The sequence below is a fragment of the Micromonospora sp. NPDC000668 genome, assembly GCF_042897975.1.
Classification (GTDB): domain Bacteria; phylum Actinomycetota; class Actinomycetes; order Mycobacteriales; family Micromonosporaceae; genus Micromonospora.
In genome coordinates this window covers 436,313-452,082 of record NZ_JBIAYP010000003.1, presented here as the reverse complement: position 1 = coordinate 452,082, position 15,770 = coordinate 436,313, and the positions used below count along the sequence as shown (strand labels likewise).

General features: G+C 73.3%; 13 protein-coding genes. 5 read left to right on the top strand and 8 right to left on the bottom strand.

Features of this window, described 5'->3' with window-relative positions; all coding sequences use genetic code 11:
• Positions 1-124 precede the first annotated feature (124 nt).
• From ACFY29_RS18310 to ACFY29_RS18290, 5 genes are all read left to right on the top strand, one after another.
• Positions 125-1,039: an ABC transporter ATP-binding protein gene (locus tag ACFY29_RS18310; protein ID WP_328420234.1), complete on the top strand. Its 915-nt coding sequence runs from the start codon at positions 125-127 to the stop codon at positions 1,037-1,039.
• Positions 1,032-1,937 (top strand): ABC transporter permease subunit, encoded by a 906-nt coding sequence (locus ACFY29_RS18305; RefSeq protein ID WP_328420232.1) that lies wholly within the window; start codon positions 1,032-1,034, stop codon positions 1,935-1,937. The genes ACFY29_RS18310 and ACFY29_RS18305 overlap by 8 nt, the downstream gene beginning before the upstream one ends.
• Positions 1,937-2,848 carry an ABC transporter ATP-binding protein gene (locus tag ACFY29_RS18300; RefSeq protein ID WP_386987574.1) on the top strand — a complete coding sequence of 304 codons (912 nt, stop codon included), beginning with the start codon at positions 1,937-1,939 and terminating at the stop codon, positions 2,846-2,848. The genes ACFY29_RS18305 and ACFY29_RS18300 overlap by 1 nt, the downstream gene beginning before the upstream one ends.
• A 4-nt stretch (positions 2,849-2,852) precedes the next feature.
• The gene (locus ACFY29_RS18295; protein ID WP_328420228.1) at positions 2,853-3,563 is read left to right on the top strand and encodes an ABC transporter permease subunit; all 711 of its coding nucleotides are present in this window, start codon (positions 2,853-2,855) and stop codon (positions 3,561-3,563) included.
• A 93-nt stretch (positions 3,564-3,656) separates the two neighbouring features.
• The gene (locus tag ACFY29_RS18290; protein ID WP_328420226.1) at positions 3,657-4,301 is read left to right on the top strand and encodes a hypothetical protein; all 645 of its coding nucleotides are present in this window, start codon (positions 3,657-3,659) and stop codon (positions 4,299-4,301) included.
• A 15-nt stretch (positions 4,302-4,316) separates the two neighbouring features.
• On the opposite strand, the gene valS is transcribed toward ACFY29_RS18290, so the two are convergent.
• The 8 genes from valS to ACFY29_RS18250 form a co-directional block, all read right to left on the bottom strand.
• Positions 4,317-6,932 carry a valine--tRNA ligase gene (valS, locus tag ACFY29_RS18285; protein ID WP_386987570.1) on the bottom strand — a complete coding sequence of 872 codons (2,616 nt, stop codon included), beginning with the start codon at positions 6,930-6,932 and terminating at the stop codon, positions 4,317-4,319.
• Positions 6,933-7,077: 145 nt separating this feature from the next.
• Positions 7,078-8,958, bottom strand: a complete 1,881-nt coding sequence (locus ACFY29_RS18280; protein ID WP_386987567.1) for an ABC transporter ATP-binding protein — start codon at positions 8,956-8,958, stop codon at positions 7,078-7,080.
• On the bottom strand, positions 8,955-10,811 hold the full coding sequence (locus ACFY29_RS18275; RefSeq protein WP_386987564.1) for an ABC transporter ATP-binding protein: 1,857 nt from the start codon (positions 10,809-10,811) through the stop codon (positions 8,955-8,957). Before ACFY29_RS18275 ends, ACFY29_RS18280 begins: the two co-directional genes overlap by 4 nt.
• Positions 10,812-10,848: 37 nt before the next feature.
• Positions 10,849-11,358: a methylated-DNA--[protein]-cysteine S-methyltransferase gene (locus tag ACFY29_RS18270; protein WP_386987561.1), complete on the bottom strand. Its 510-nt coding sequence runs from the start codon at positions 11,356-11,358 to the stop codon at positions 10,849-10,851.
• Positions 11,355-12,866: a DNA-3-methyladenine glycosylase 2 family protein gene (locus tag ACFY29_RS18265; protein ID WP_386987558.1), complete on the bottom strand. Its 1,512-nt coding sequence runs from the start codon at positions 12,864-12,866 to the stop codon at positions 11,355-11,357. The genes ACFY29_RS18270 and ACFY29_RS18265 overlap by 4 nt, the downstream gene beginning before the upstream one ends.
• Before the next feature lie 115 nt (positions 12,867-12,981).
• Positions 12,982-14,388: an FAD-binding oxidoreductase gene (locus ACFY29_RS18260; protein ID WP_386987555.1), complete on the bottom strand. Its 1,407-nt coding sequence runs from the start codon at positions 14,386-14,388 to the stop codon at positions 12,982-12,984.
• Positions 14,389-14,651: 263 nt separating this feature from the next.
• Positions 14,652-15,149, bottom strand: coding sequence for a hypothetical protein (locus tag ACFY29_RS18255; protein ID WP_386987553.1), 498 nt, complete (start codon positions 15,147-15,149; stop codon positions 14,652-14,654).
• On the bottom strand, positions 15,146-15,655 hold the full coding sequence (locus tag ACFY29_RS18250) for a SigE family RNA polymerase sigma factor (protein ID WP_386987550.1): 510 nt from the start codon (positions 15,653-15,655) through the stop codon (positions 15,146-15,148). Before ACFY29_RS18250 ends, ACFY29_RS18255 begins: the two co-directional genes overlap by 4 nt.
• Positions 15,656-15,770: the final 115 nt, after the last annotated feature.

Here is a 15,770-nt window from a genome sequence, read left to right as displayed (position 1 = left end):
AGCGCGGGACCGGCGCAAACGTCGCCGGCCAGCGGACCTTAGGGGTCAACTGTTGCCAGGATCAGGGGAGCGCCCGGGGCGAGCCGGTGCCCGCTGTGGGCACCGACTCCCTACGCTGGGCAGCGTGACACTGATCGCGACCCAGTCGCTCACCAAGACGTACGGAGGTCGGGTCACCGCGCTCGCTGACCTCACCGTCGCCGTCGAGCCCGGGATCATCGGCCTGGTGGGCGCGAACGGCGCCGGCAAATCCACCCTGATCAAGATCCTGCTCGGCCTGATTGCTCCCACCACCGGTCAGGTGTCGGTGCTCGGCATCGACCCGACCACCGACCCGGCGGAGGTCCGGGCCCGGGTCGGCTACATGCCCGAGCACGACTGCCTCCCGCCGGACCTGTCCGCCGCTGAGCTGGTCACCCACCTCGGCCGGATGAGCGGCCTTCCGCGCACCGCGGCCCGGGAGCGGGCTTCGGAGGCGTTGCGGCACGTTGGGCTCTACGAGGAGCGTTACCGCCCGGTCGGCGGCTACTCCACCGGCATGAAGCAGCGGGTCAAGCTGGCCCAGGCGCTGGTGCACGACCCCGACCTGCTGCTGCTCGACGAGCCGACCAACGGCCTGGACCCGGCCGGCCGGGACGCCATGCTGGCGCTGGTGCACCGGATCGGCACCGAGTTCGGCATCTCCGTGCTGGTCTGCTCGCACCTGCTGGGCGAGGTGGAGCGGATCTGCGACACGCTGATCGCAATCGACGGCGGTCGGCTGCTGCGCGCCGACCACATCTCCGCGATGACCTCGGCCACCGACGTGCTCGCCGTGGAGGTCAGCGAGGGCACCGAGGAGTTGGCCGCCCGGCTTGCCGAGCTCAAACTGCCGGTGGCGCGCGACGGCCGGCTGCTGCTCGTACCGCTGGCCGACGACAGCACCTACGACCTGATCCTCGGCGCGGTCGCCGAGCTGGACCTGCCGCTGCATCGACTGGACCAGCGCCGGCACCGGGTGGCCGAACTCTTCGCCACGAGGGAGCTCACCCATGCCTGAGCCGTCTTCCGCCGCCGTGCGCTCCGCGCCGGGCGGCGTCATCCATGACATTGGCTACCAGCGCTACCGCGGCTCACGGCTGGGCCGCCGGCACGTCTTCGGCGCGCTCTACCTGCACGGGCTGCGCACCGCGTTCGGGTTCGGGCGTAGCGCCAAGGCCAAGATCTTCCCCTGGCTGGTGGTCGGCATCGTCACCCTGGTCGCGGTGGCGCTGGCCGCGGTACGCAGCCAGATCGGCGAGCCGGTCGCCACGTACGCCCAGTTCGCCGACTCGATGAGCTGGCTGGTCCTGTTCTTCGTGGCGGTGGCCGCACCGGAGCTGGTCTCCCGGGACCTGCGCAGCGGCGTGCTCCCGCTCTACTTCTCCCGGCCGCTGCCGCGCGGCGACTACGCGCTGGCCAAGCTGCTGGCGCTGGTCACCGCGCTCTGGCTGCTGCTCGGTGGGCCGCAGCTGGTGATGTTCCTGGGTGCCGCGTTCACCACCAAGGAGGGCATGCGAGGGGTCTGGAACGAGCTGCTCGACCTGCTGCCCGGGCTGCTCTACGCCGGGCTGTGGGCGGTGGTCTTCGCGTCGGTCGGGCTGCTGGTCGCGTCGCTGACCGGCAAGCGCGCCTTCGCCGCCGGCGGCGTGGTCGCGGTCTTCCTGATGACCACCCCGATCGTGGGCACGCTGAGCATCCTGCCGTCGCGGACGGCCAACGAGCTGGCCGGGCTGGCCTCGCCCTCCACCCTGGTGCAGGGCGTCGGCATCTGGTCACTGGGCGACCTGCTGGTGGAGGGCGATCAGGGCGGCCCGTCGATCGGCAGGTTCGGCCCGGTCTACGCCTTGGCCGCGGTGCTGCTGGTCGCTGGCGCGACCGCCCTCCTGCTGGCCCGCTACCGGAAGGTCGCCTCCTGATGAGCACGCTGAGCCTGGCCGGGGTGTCCCGGTGGTACGGCAATGTGGTCGCCGTCAACGACATCAGCATGACCCTCGGGCCGGGAGTGACCGGGCTGCTCGGCCCGAACGGCGCTGGCAAGACCACGCTGTTGCACATGATGGCCGGGTTCCTCTCCCCGTCGCGGGGCAAGGTGACGCTCGACGACGAGCCGACCTGGCGCAACCCCGACGTCTACCGGCGGCTGGGGCTGGTCAGCGAGCGGGAGGCGGTGCAGGGCTACCTCAGCGCGTACGAGTTCGTGCTGGCCAGCGCGAAGCTGCACCGGCTGGCCGAACCGGCGGCGGCGGCCCGACGGGCCATCGACCTGGTGGAGCTGGAGTCGGCGCAGGACCGGCGGATCGGCACCTACTCCAAGGGCATGCGGCAACGGGCCCGGGTGGCCGCCGCGCTGGTGCACGACCCGCAGGTGCTGCTGCTCGACGAGCCGTTCAACGGGATGGACCCGCGCCAGCGGCTGCACATGATGCAGCTGCTGCACACCCTGGGCGACGCCGGCCGGACCATCCTGTTCAGCTCGCACATCCTGGAGGAGGTCGAGCAGGTCTCCGGGACGGTCCAGGTGATGGTGGCCGGCCGCCTGGCGGCCTCCGGCGACTTCCGGACCATCCGCCGGCTGATGACCAACCGGCCGCACGTCTTCGCGGTGCGCTCCACCGACGACCGGGCGCTGGCCGTGGCGCTGATCGCCGAACCGTCGGTGAGCGGGGTCGAGCTGGACCGCACCGGCCTGACCGTGCGCGCCGGCGACTACGGCGCCTTCACCCGGGCGCTGCCCCGGATCGCGCTGAACCGGGGCATCCGGGTGCGCCAGCTGGTGCCGTCCGACGAGTCCCTGGAGAGCGTCTTCTCCTACCTGGTGGAGGCCTGAGAACATGTCGACCGTTACCTGGATCACCGCGCGCGGCCTGTTCGGTCGGCGCCGGTTCCTGCTGCTGCTCCCGCTGCCGTTGGTGCTGCTCGGGCTGGCCGTGCTCTGCCGCTCGCTGGGGGTGGACCCGGGCGAGTGGGGGCCACCGGTGCTGGTCGGCCTCGGGCTGGCCGTCGTGCTGCCGGTGGTGGCGCTGATCATCGGCACCGGCGTGCTGGGCGCCGAGATCGACGACGGCACGGTGGTGCACATCCTGACCAAGCCGTTGCCGCGCTGGCAGATCGTGCTGCCCAAGCTCGCGGTGGCCGCCGGGGTCACCGCGGCCACCGTCGCGGTGCCGCTCTACATCGCGGGCGTGCTTGCCGCTTCGGTACGCCTCGGTCTGGCGCTGGCCGCCGCGGCGACGCTCGGCGCGCTGGCGTACACGGCGCTGTTCCTCGCGCTCAGCCTGGTGACCCGGCGGCCGGTGCTGCTCGGCTTGGTCTACGTGCTCATCTGGGAGGGGCTGCTGGGCAACTTCGTCAGCGGCACCAAGGTGCTCTCCATCCAGCAGTACGTGATCGCCCTCGCCGACCGGATCGCCCCCACCGGGCTGCTGGAGACCAGCGTGTCGGTGCCGGTGGCGGCGGTGATGACCGCGTTGGTCAGCGTCGGCTTCACCGTGCTGGCCATCGACCGCCTGCGCTCGTTCAGCGTGGCCGGCGAGACGAGCTGAGGCCGGTGCGAGTCGCTGTTCCGGCCAGCCACCCCCGGTCGGTAGGGCTGGCCGGATGTACCGGCAGGGGTGCCTCGGGCCAGGCTGGTGGGCGTGAACGTCGAAGCGGAGCGGACGTCGTTGGCTGAGCCGTACTCCCGAAGCAGCCGGCCGTGGCTGACCAGCCTGGCGGTCGCCGGGCTGGTCTGCGCCACGGTCGCGACGGCCGCCCAGGGCAGCGGACGGTTCCACTGGTGGGCCGGGTTCATCCTGATCCCGGGCGCGCTGATCGCGGCCAGCGGCGGGCCGCTGCTGGCCCGGGGCGGCGGCCGGGCCTTCGCCGGGTACGTCATCGCCTGCGTCGGCACGCTGGTGTTCGCGGTGGGCGCGCTGCTGATGTTCGGCGTGATGGGCCGGGGCTGGCCGGCGCTGGTGGTGCTGCCCTGCCTGGCTGTCGCCGGCACCTACCTGTGGCGGGCAGCCCACCCGCTGGCCCGCGGCCTGCACCGGGCCGTGGCCCTGCTCGCGCTCACCGGCGCGCTGGTCGGGCTGACCCTGCAACTGATCCGGGTGGATCTGATCGACCTGAAGACCGGCTGGTGGGGCGGGTTCATGATGCTGGCCGGGGCGATCGTGCTGGGCAACGCGGTCGAGTTGACCCGGCACCGGATGCAGTACCGGCTCCAGGCGATCACCCTGCTGGTCGGGCCGGCGGTGGTCGCGATCCTGGTCGGCCTGCGTTTCCTGCGCGGCTGGTGACCGCTTCCGCGCCGGTCAGAAGGCGCAGGCGATGACGAGTTCCGGGGTGCGGTCGGGGAGCAGGTCCAGCTTGCCGATCCGGCCGGCCGCGCGCAGGTCGTCGGCGACCAGGGTGAGCTGTTCCAGCAGCGCCGCCGGCCCGAGCGCCTCCGCCAGCGGCACCTCTGCCTTCATCGACAGCTTCCGCTCCGACTTGGCCCGCCGCACCTGGCTGAGCGCGTCGCCGGCCAGCCGTAGCAGCGCCGGGTCGCCCGTCCCCTCCGTCGTCCGGGCCACCTCGTGCGTGGTGGGCCACGGCGCCCGGTGCACCGAGCCGTACCGCCACCAGGACCAGACCTCCTCGGTGACGTACGGCAGCACCGGGGCGAACAGCCGCAACTGCACCGACAGCGCCGAGGCCAGCGCCGCCCGCGCCGAGTCGGCCGCCGCCCCGGTGCCGTACGCGCGCTCCTTGACCAGCTCGATGTAGTCGTCGCAGAACCGCCAGAAGAACGCCTCGGTGACCTGCAACGCCGCCGTGTGGTCGTACGAGTCGAAGGCGGCGCCCGCCGCGGTGACGACGGTGGCCAGTTCGGCGAGCATGGCCCGGTCCAGCGGGGCGGTCGCCGGGGTGCGTAGCGCGTCCGCCGCGCCCAGCCCGAGCGCGAACTTCGACGCGTTGAGCAGCTTGGTGGCCAGCCGCCGACCGACCTTGATCTGCGCCGGGTCGAAGGCCAGGTCCATGCCGGGCTTGCCACTGGCCGCCCAATAGCGCACCGCGTCCGAGCCGTGCTGCTCCAGCAGCGCCAGTGGGGTGACCACGTTCCCCTTGGACTTGGCCATCTTCTTGCGGTCCGGGTCGAGGATCCAGCCGGAGAGCACGGTGTCCCGCCAGGGCAGCACGCCGTGCTCGAAGTGCGAACGGACCACGCTGTCGAAGAGCCAGGTCCGGATGATCTCCTGCCCCTGTGGGCGGAGGTCCATCGGGAAGATCTGGGCGAACAGGTCCGGGTCGGTCTCCCAACCGCCGACGATCTGCGGGGTCAGCGATGAGGTGGCCCAGGTGTCCAGCACGTCCGGGTCGCCGACGAAGCCGCCCGGCTGCCCGCGTTGCGACTCGTCGTAGCCCGGCGCCGGATCGCTGGATGGATCGACCGGCAGCGCGGACTCGTCCGGCGTGAGAGGGTGGGACCAGTCCGGCTCGCCAGCGTTGTCGAGCCGGTACCACACCGGCACCGGCACCCCGAAGAAGCGCTGCCGACTGACCAGCCAGTCACCGGTCAGGCCGGCCACCCAGTTGTCGTAGCGGTGCTTCATGTGCGCCGGCACCCAGTGCAGCTGCTCGCCCCGGGCCAGCAACGTCGCCCGCAGCTCGGCATCCCGGCCGCCGTTGCGCAGGTACCACTGCCGGGTCGAGACGATCTCCAGCGGCCGGTCGCCGCGTTCGTAGAACTTGACTGGGTGGGTGATCGGGCGCGGCTCGCCGATCAGGTCACCCGCGTCGGCCAGCATCCCGACGATCGTCCGGCGGGCGCTGTTGACGGTCTGCCCGGCCAGTGCCGCGTACGGCTGCGCCGGCACCCCGGCCGGCGGCTCGGGAAGCAGCCGGCCGTCCCGGCCGATCACGACCCGGGTGGCCAGCCGCAACTCACGCCACCAGGTCACGTCGGTCAGGTCGCCGAACGTGCAGACCATCGCGATGCCGGTGCCCTTGGCGGGGTCGGCGAGCGGGTGGGCGTGCACCGGCACCTCGACGTCGAACAGCGGGCTGCGCACCGTGCCGCCCACCAGGTCGGCGTACCGCTCGTCGTCGGGGTGGCAGACCAGTGCCACACAGGCCGGCAGCAGCTCGGGCCGGGTGGTGTCGATGAGCACCTCGCGCCCGGTCGGCCCGGTGAACCGCAGCCGGTGGTAGGCGCCGGGGCGCTCCCGGTCCTCCAGCTCGGCCTGGGCGACCGCGGTGGCGAAGCCGACGTCCCACAGGGTCGGCGCCTCCGACTGGTACGCCTCGCCGCGGAGCAGGTTGCGCACGAACGCCCGCTGGCTGGTCGCCCGGGCGACCCGGCCGATCGTGGTGTACGTCAGGGACCAGTCCACCGAGAGCCCGAGCCGTCGCCAGAGCGCCTCGAAGACCTGCTCGTCGGCGACCGTCAACCGCTCGCACAGCTCGATGAAGTTGCGTCGCGAGATCGGGGTGGGGTCACGGCGCGCCGCCTCGTCGACCGGCGTCGCCGGTGGCCGCCACACCGGGTCGTAGGGCAGCGCCGGGTCGCAGCGCACCCCGTACACGTTCTGCACCCGGCGCTCGGTGGGCAGGCCGTTGTCGTCCCAGCCCATCGGGTAGAAGACGGCCTTGCCGCGCATCCGCTGGTACCGCGCCGTGGTGTCGGTGTGCGTGTACGAGAAGACGTGTCCCATGTGCAGCTCGCCCGATACGGTCGGCGGCGGGGTGTCGATCGAGTACACGTCCACCCTGCGACCACTCCGGCTCGGCGCGTCTGACGCCGCGTCGCGACCCGGAACAGTCGACCTGGAGCGGTCGAACGCGTACGTGCCCTCCTCCTGCCACTGGCGCGCCCAGGTCTCCTCGAGCCCGTCCAAACTCGGACGCTCGGGCAGACCGGCGTGCGCCGTCCTCGCCGTATCGGTCATCCTGCGATCGTAGGCACCGCACGGGTGCCGGGCCACGTAGTTGCGGCCGGGACACGACGGCTGCCTGCGCCGACAGGCCGGCCGGGTCGGTGCGCACCGTCGACGGCGGGTCGATGCGCGCCGTCGACCGCAGGTCGGTGCGCGCCTAGATCATTGAGTCGCGCCACTGACGGTGCAGGGCTGCGTACCGGCCGTCGGCCTCGGCCAGCACGGCGGGCGGGCCGTCCTCGACGATCCGCCCGCCGTCGAGGACGAGCACCCGGTCGGCGGTCTCCACGGTGGAGAGCCGGTGCGCGATCACCAGGGCGGTCCGGTCCCGCAGGATGGTGCCGAGCGCCCGCTGCACCAGCCGTTCGGTCGGCACGTCCAGCGAGGAGGTCGCCTCGTCCAGGATCAGCACGGTCGGGTCGGCCAGGAACGCCCGGGCGAACGCGACGAGCTGCCGCTGCCCGGCGGAGAGCCGGCCGCCGCGCCGGTGCACCTGCGTGGCGTACCCCTCTGGTAGCGCGGTGATGAACTCGTGCGCGCCGATCGCCCGGGCGGCGGCCTGCACCGCGGCGTCGTCGGCGCCGGGCCGGCCGAACCGGATGTTCTCCGCCACGGTGCCGCTGAACAGGTGGTTCTCCTGGGTCACCAGCACCACCGCGCGGCGCAGGTCGGCGTCGCTCACCGCACGCAGGTCGATGCCGTCCATCCGGACCGCACCGCTGTCCGGGTCGTGAAACCGGGCGACCAGCTTGGCGATGGTCGACTTTCCCGCGCCGGTCGGCCCGATCAACGCGACGGTCTGCCCGGCGGGCACGGTCAGCTCCAGCCCGGCGAGGATCGGGGTGTCGGCGCGATAGCCGAAGGAGACCGCCCGGAAGGCCAACTCCCCTCGGCCGGCGCCGGTCGGCAGCGGCACCGGCCGGGCCGGCTCGGCGACCGCCGGTCGCTCGTCCAGCACGCCGGCCAGCTTCTCCAGCGCTGCGGTGGCCGACTGGAGCGAGTTGTAGAACTGGCTCAGCTCCTGCATCGGCTCGAAGAAGCGGCGCAGGTAGAGCAGGAACGCGGCGAGCACCCCGACCTCGGTATGCCCGCCGAGCACCCGCCAGCCGCCGTAGCAGAGCACCACCGCCACCGTGACGTTGCCGATCAGCTTGATCGCCGGGGAGTACGTGGCGATCAGGCGGAACGCGTGCAGGCTGGCCTGCCGGTAGTCGTCGCCGAGCGCCACGAAGATCCGCTGGTTGCGCGGCTCCCGACGGAACGCCTGCACCGCCCGGATGCCCCGCATGGACTCCACGAAGTGCACGATGACCAGCGCGACCGCTTCCCGGGTCCGTCGGTACGCGCTGGCCGACGCCCGGGCGAACCAGCGGGAGAGCCAGAACAGGAACGGGAACGCGAACAGCGTCACGGAGGCCAGCGGCAGGTCCAGCCAGAGCAGGATGGCGGCCACCGACAGGATCGACAGCGCGGCCAGCACCAGACTGTCGATCCCGCCGTCGACCAGCTCGGCGATCGAGTCCAGGTCACTGGTGAGCCGGGAGACCATCCGGCCGGAGGTGTACCGCTCGTGGAAGCCCACCGACAGTCGCAGGAAGTGCCCGAACACCCGCTGCCGCAGGTCCAGCAGGACGGCCTGGCCGATCCGGGCGGAAAGCGCGAGGAAACCTCGGCGGGCCGCGTACTCGGTCGCCGCAGCGACGGCGAACGCCCCGGCGACGGCGGCCACCGGGCCGGCGTCACCGGCCCGCAACGGCGCGATGGTCCGGTCGATGCCGATCATGACCAGGTACGGGCCGGCCATCGCCGCGGCGTTCTGGGCCAGCAGCAGGCCGACCGCGCCGGCGAGCCGACTCCGGTGCGGCCGGAGCAGGTCGGCCAGCAGCGCCCGGCTGAGCCGGCGCAGCCGGGCCACCGCCTCGGGGCTGGTCTCCTCGGCCCGGCTCCGGTCGGCCTCCGGGTCGGTGGCCGTCCCGCGCCAGCGGGCGAACTCCGGTTCTTCCCCGGGCGGTGGGTCGGCCGCCTCCCGCACGGTCATGAGCGGACCAGCCCCCATCCGTCCGAGGTGGACGACGCGGACGTGTCCGGCCCGGCAGATGGTGGCCGCCCGGCTGGCGGCTCGGCGGCGAGCAGCGCCCGGTAGGCCGGCACGGTGGCCAACAGCTCGGAGTGCCGGCCGATCGCGGCGATCCGCCCGCCGTCGAGCAGGGCGACCCGGTCGGCCAGCGCGATGGTCGACGGTCGGTGCACCACCAGCAGCGCGGTGCTGTCCCGGAGCACCCGCCGCAGCGCTGCCTCGATCAGCGCCTCCGTGTGTACGTCGAGGGCGGACAGCGGGTCGTCCAGCACCAGCAACGCCGGCCGGCCGAGCACCGCCCGGGCCAGCGCCAGCCGTTGCCGCTGCCCGCCGGAGAGTGACAACCCCTGCTCGCCGACCCGGGTGGCCAGACCCCACGGCAGGTCGTACGCGAAATCGGCCTGGGCGAGCGCGAGGGCCGCGCGGACCTCGTCGTCACCGGCGTCCGGGTGCCCCAGGGTCAGGTTCTCCCGGACCGACATGGAGAAGAGCGTGGGTTCCTCGAACGCCACCCCGACCAGTCGGCGCAGCGAGTCCAGCCGCAGCTCCCGCAGGTCGTGCCCGTCCAGGGTGATCCGACCGTCAGTCACCTCGTGCAGTCGGGGCACCAGGGAGAGCAGTGTGCTCTTGCCACAGCCGGTGGCCCCGACCAGCGCCACGGTCTCGCCCGGCTCGATGGTCAGGTCTATCTCGCGTAGCACCCGCTCGCTGGTGCCCGGGTACTGGAACGCGACCCGCTCGAAGCGGAGCCGGCCGTGGACCGCGTCGCGGGGCAGCGCGACCGCGCCCGGCGCGTCGACGATCTGCGGTGGGGTGTCCAGCACCTCCAGGATCCGGTCGGCGGCGGTGGCCGCCTCCTGAGCGTTGGCGATGATCCAGCCGAGGGTCTGCACCGGCCAGATGAGCATCAACTGGAGGCTGACGAACGCGACCACCTCACCGATGGTGAGCGCACCCCTCGCGGCGGCGGCCGCCCCGGCGACCAGCACCACGCCCAGGGTCAGGTTGGGCACCAGGTCGAGCAGCGCCGCGGTGTTGGCCAGCAACCGGCCCTTGCGTACGCCGGTGTCGTGCAGCCTCCGGGCCCCACCGGCGAAGCGGGCGACCAGCTCGGGCCCCCGGCCGTACGCCTTCATGGTGCGCAGGCCCTGCGCGGTCTCCTCGACCAGGGTGGCCACGTCGCCCTGCTGGTCCTGCATCCGTCGGGACGCGCTGTGGTAGTGCCGCGCGAAGCGCCGGGTGATCAGCAGTAGCGGCACGGTGCTGGCCGCCACCAGCAGCCCGAGCGCCACGTGCAGGCGGATCAGCAGCAGCACCACCACGAGGTAGGTGGTCAGGTTGAGCACCAGGAAGAACACGCCGAAGGAGAGGAACCGGCGGATCACCGACAGGTCGCTGGTGATCCGGGAGAGCAGCTGACCGGACTGCCAGCGGTCGTGGAAGCTGGTCGGCAGCCGCTGGAGGTGGGCGTAGACGTCGGCGCGCAGCGCCGCCTCCATGCCGACCGCAGAGGAGGACTGCACCCACCGACGGATGAAGATCAGCACCGCCTCGACCACGCCGAGCAGCAGCGCGAGGCCACCGAGCTGGAGCAGGCCGGCGGGCTCGCGCTGGGCCACCGGCCCATCCACCACCCGCTGCACCACCAGCGGTACGGCGATCCCGGCCGCCGTGCCGGCGAGCCCCGCGATCATCAGCCAGGCGAACTCGGTGGCGTACGGGCGCAGGTAGCGGCGCAACCGCCAGAGGTTGTGCACGGGGTGAGGGCCCGCGGCGACCCGGGCGGCCGGGCTGCCGACGCTGTCCGCAGGCACTACCCGACGGTAGCGTCAATAGACGTCGATGCTTGTGTCAGCTTGTTGTCAACCGCCGCTCATGACCGAGAAGCCACTTCTTCACGTCCAGCCCCCAGCGGTAGCCGCCGAGCGTGCCGTCGGTACGCAGCACCCGGTGGCAGGGCACGAACAGCGCCGCCGCGTTACGGGCGCAGGCGGCCGCGGCGGCCCGTACCGCTGGCGGTCGGCCAGCCAGCGCCGCGTACCTGGTGTAGGTGACCGGGGTCCCCGGTGGGACCTCGCGCAGCACCTCCCAGGCGTGCGCCATGAACTCGCCGCCGGTGCGCTGCCGCACCGGCACCGTGTCGATGGCGGTGAGGTCACCGTCCAGGTAGGACCGGACGGCCGCGCTGACGGGGCCGAGGTCAGCCCGCTGCCGAAGCGGCGCCCGTAGGGTCGGGTGGACCAGGGGCAGCAGCGCCGCCGGGTCCGGGGTGAAGCCGGCCGCCAGGACCTCGCCGTCGGTGCCGGCGAGGATGCTCAGCGGGCCGGTCGGGGTGCTCAGGACGGTGCTGTCGATGCTCATGCCGCTCTCCAGAGTCTGATCGTGGCGTAGGACCGCCAGGGGCGCCAGCGGTCGGCGTACGTGCTGAGGGTCTTCGGGTCGTCGGGCAGGCCGAGCGCGGCCGCGCCGCGTCGGACCGCCAGGTCGGTGGGTAGCAGGACGTCCGGGTCGCCGAAGGCGCGCATGGCCAGGTAGCCGGCGGTCCACGGGCCGATGCCGGGCAGCGCCAGCAGCCGCCGGACCGTCTCCTCCCGGTCGCCGCCCGGTGCCAGGTCCAGGTGCCCGTCGATGACCGCCCGCGCCAGCCCGCGGATCGTCTCCCGCCGTCCGACCGGCATCCCGAACGCGGTGTCCGGCTTCCCGAGCACGTCCTCCGCGCTGGGAAACCCCCGGAGCAGCCCAGGCTGGTTCCCGGCGTGTTGATCATGAGGTTGCCCGGCGACTGGATCTCCGTTCGGCCCGTCAACCTCATGATCGACGTGGTCCTCGGTGGAGCCGGGGGCGGCCAGTAGGCGGATGAGAGTGGTGCGGGCTGAGGTGACTGAGACCTGCTGGCCGATGATGGCGCGGACCGCCAGCTCGAAGCCGTCCACCGCCCGGGGAACCCGGATGCCCGGTTCGGCGGCGACCGCCGCGGCGAGCGCCGGGTCGGCGGCGAGCGTGGCGTCGATGGCGGCCGGGTCCGCGTCCAGGTCGAGCAGGCGGCGGCAGCGGGCCACCGCCGGCGCCAGGTCGCGCAGGTCGGCCAGCCGCAGCGTCGCCGCGACGTGCCCGTCCGCCGGGGTCAGCGCCACCTGGCCGGTGCCGTGCGGCAACCGCAACCCCCGGTGGTACGTCCCGTCGCGGACCTCGTCCACGCCGGGCAGCGCCCGCACCGCCAGGAAGTCCAGCAGCGCCTGGGCGTGCAGCGGGGGGCGGTACGCCAGCCGGAGCGTGATGGTCCCCGCCCCGGGAGGTGCCTGGTGCCGGCCACGGGCCGTGCGCAGCTCGGACGGGGCGATCCCGTACACCTCGCGGACCGTGTCGTTGAACTGCCGCACACTGCCGAAGCCGGCGGCGAACGCGATCTCGGCCATCCCCAGGCCGGTCGTCTCGATCAGGATCCGGGCGGTCTGCGCCCGCTGGGCCCGGGCCAGCGCGAGCGGCCCGGCACCCATCTCGGCGCGCAGCATCCGGTGCAGGTGCCGCTCGGTGTAGCCGAGTCGGGCGGCCAGCCCCGGGACGCCGTCGCGGTCGACCACCCCGTCGGAGATCAGCCGCATCGCCCGCCCGACCACGTCGGCGCGGACGTCCCACTGCGGCGAGCCGGGTGCGGCGTCCGGCCGGCAGCGGCGGCAGGCGCGCAGCCCGGCGCCCTGTGCCGCGGCTGCGGACGGGAAGAACCGGACGTTCTGTCGCTTGGGCGTGGTCGCCGGGCAGGACGGCCGGCAGTAGATCCCGGTGGACGTCACGCCCGTGTAGAACCAGCCGTCGAACCGCTGGTCACGGCTGTCCACAGCTCGGTAGCACCGCTCGAAATCCATCTCCACGCCACCGATGATGCCCCGCTCGCCGGGCTCGCGGCTGGCGGGAATCGGACCTGGGCGTGCGGCCCGGCAGTCGGCGGCTTGACGGCCGTCCGCGGCAACCGCCGCCGGGTGCCCGTCAGCGGCGGCGCCGGTGGGGTTGGCCGGAGCGTGCGGGCTGACCGGACCGTGCCGGCTGGCTGGACCGCGCGGGCTGGCCGGAACGGGCCGGTCGGGCGGTCAGCAGGGCCGACCGGAACACGCCGTCCGGGTCGTACCGTCGCCAGAGCCGCCGCACCCGGGCCCCGGTCTCACCCGGGTAGATCCGGGCGAACGCGGCCGGGTCCGGCCGGCTCTCGAAGTTGACGTACGCGCCGTCGGCCCGACCGGCGACGCCCCGCCAGGCGGCGTCCAACGCCGCGCCGCCCTGCGGCGGGAAGACCGAGGCGATGACCAGGGTGTTCTGGTGCCGGTGCGGGTAGGCGGTCGCGTCGGGGGCGACGTCGTTGACCGCCCCGCCCACCGAGCGGAGCTGGATGACCGCCCGACCGGGACCGGTCACCGCCCGCATCAGGGCCCGAGAACCGGCGTCGTCCAGCTCGGTGAACAGGCCGTTGGTGGTCGTGCCCCGCTGCTGCCCGACGTTCGGATTCAGGTGTGCGGTCGGCACCAGGGACGGGTAGGGCAGGAGGTCGGTCCGGTGTTCGAGCAGCTTCCCGATGGCCAGCAGCGGCTCCACCACGGGTCGGGCCCGGCGCAGGCTCTCGGCGGCGACCACGGCGGTGATCGACATGAGGGCCGACCGTCCCTCCGCGAACAGCACGGCGGCTGCCGACAACTCCCGTGGGGCCTGCGCCAGGTAGCCCGCCCACTCCCGAACGGTGCGGCCGTCGGGGTGCGCCTCGACGACCAGTTGCGCCACCCCGACGTTGCGCTGCTCGGTGGCCTCGATCTCGAACGCCACCACGATCCCCGCTCCCGCGCCGGCACCCCGGACAAGCCAGAACAGCTCCGGCTCGTGCTCCGCGTCCGCGCGCACCAGCGTCCCGTCCGCGAGCACCACCTCCACCGCGCGGACGCGGTCGATGGTGAGGCCGTACGAGCGGACCAGCCAGCCGACGCCACCCCCGGTGGCCAGGCCGCCCACGCCGACGTTGCCGTGGTCACCTGAGCTGATCACCAGGCCGTACCGGGCCAGCGCCGTCGCGACATTCGCCCAGCGGGCGCCGGCCTCGACCCGGACCAGCCCGGACCGCTCGTCGAGCACCTGCACCCGGTTGAGCATGGACAGGTCGATGACCAGGCCACCGTTGTTGGAGGAGGTGCCGGCGAGACCGTGCCCGCCGCTGCGGACGGCGATCGGCAGCCGCTGCTCCCGCGCGTAGCGGATCGCGGCGACCACCTGCGCGACGTTCTTCGGCAGCAGGACACCGGCCGGCGAGGCCGGCGTGGTGTACGTCGAGCGCAGCTGCGCGTACCGGCGATCGCCGGGGGTGACGAGCTGTCCGGTGAGCGGACCGGGCACCCGGGCCAGGGCGTGACTCATCGCTGCCTTCGCAGCTCACGCGCCGTCGGGTGTCCGTGATCGGTCATGCCCCAAGAGTGGTTGGCCGTACCGACCTTGGCAAACGGCACCCTGTTCGACGGGATGAGCAGCGCATGCCGGTGCGGGGAGTGCCGGGCGATGGTGACCGGGATCTCCGACCGGCTCCTCGTCCGGCAGCTCAAGGAGCTGGAGTGACGGGCTTACCAAGGACGGGCCGGCCGGTCGGACCGGGCGGGAGAACCGCCCGGTCCGACCGGATCTGATCAACTGGCCGGGCTGGGCACCCCGGGCGGGCCGAGCGGGGTCGGCGTGGCCGACGGCCGTGCCGGGCCTGGCTTACCCGGCACGCCGGGCGGGCCGAGCGGGGTCGGCGTGGCCGACGGCCGTGCCGGGCTCGGCTTACCCGGCACGCCGGGCGGGCCGGACGGGCTGGGTACGACGATCGGCCCGGTCGGGCTGGGTGCGCCGGGCGGCGCGGACGGGCTGGGTACGACGATCGGCCCGGACGGGCTGGGTGCGCCGGGCGGGCCCGAGGGGCTGGGCGCGGCCGGACGGGGTTGGTCGGAGCCGGTCGCCGCGAGGGCGATCGGGGTGGCGATCAGGATGGCCGCGAGCGTGCCCACCGCGCCCATCGTCACCGTGGCCCGGCGCCGGTTGCGCACCCGCCGTTCCGCTCGGCTCAACTGGTCATGCACGATCGGTGCCTCCTCGGCCAGGTCGGTGAGGGTGGAGCGGATGAGGATCTCGAAGCGGTCGGTCATCGCCGTACCTCCAGCAATTCGACCTCCGGCAGGAGTTCGCGCAGCCGGCTGACCGCCCGGTGGGTACGGCTGCGGACCGTGCCCACCGAGCAGCCCAGCAGCTCGGCCACCCGGGCCTCGGGCAGGTCCTCGTAGTAGCGAAGGACCACCACCGCGCGCTGCGCCGGTGGCAGGTGGCGCAGCGCGGCGCGCATCGCCAACCGCACGTCCGACCCGCCGCTCGGGTCGGCGCCGACCGGTTCGTCCGCCGGGTTGAGCGGCGTCTCCTGCCACCGGCGCAGTCGCCGCCACCAACTGACCTGCTCGCGGTACATCACCACACGCAGATACCCCTCCGGGTCGGCGTGCCGGATGCTTCCCCACTTGGGGATGGTCCGCGCCAACGCCGACTGGAACAGGTCCTCGGCGGCGCTGCGGTTCCCGGTCAGCAGGTACGCGACCCGCATCAGCGCCGGAGTCCGGCTGGCGACGAACTCGGCCAACCGGGCTCGCTCGTCCTCGTCCACCCACCACCCCTTTTTGTTGTCACCGATACAGACGCCCCAGGTCATCATCGCTATCCACGTTCGAGGGCGAATTTTCCGCCCGGAAGTGTCGGTCGCGGCGGGTAACGTCCGGCCA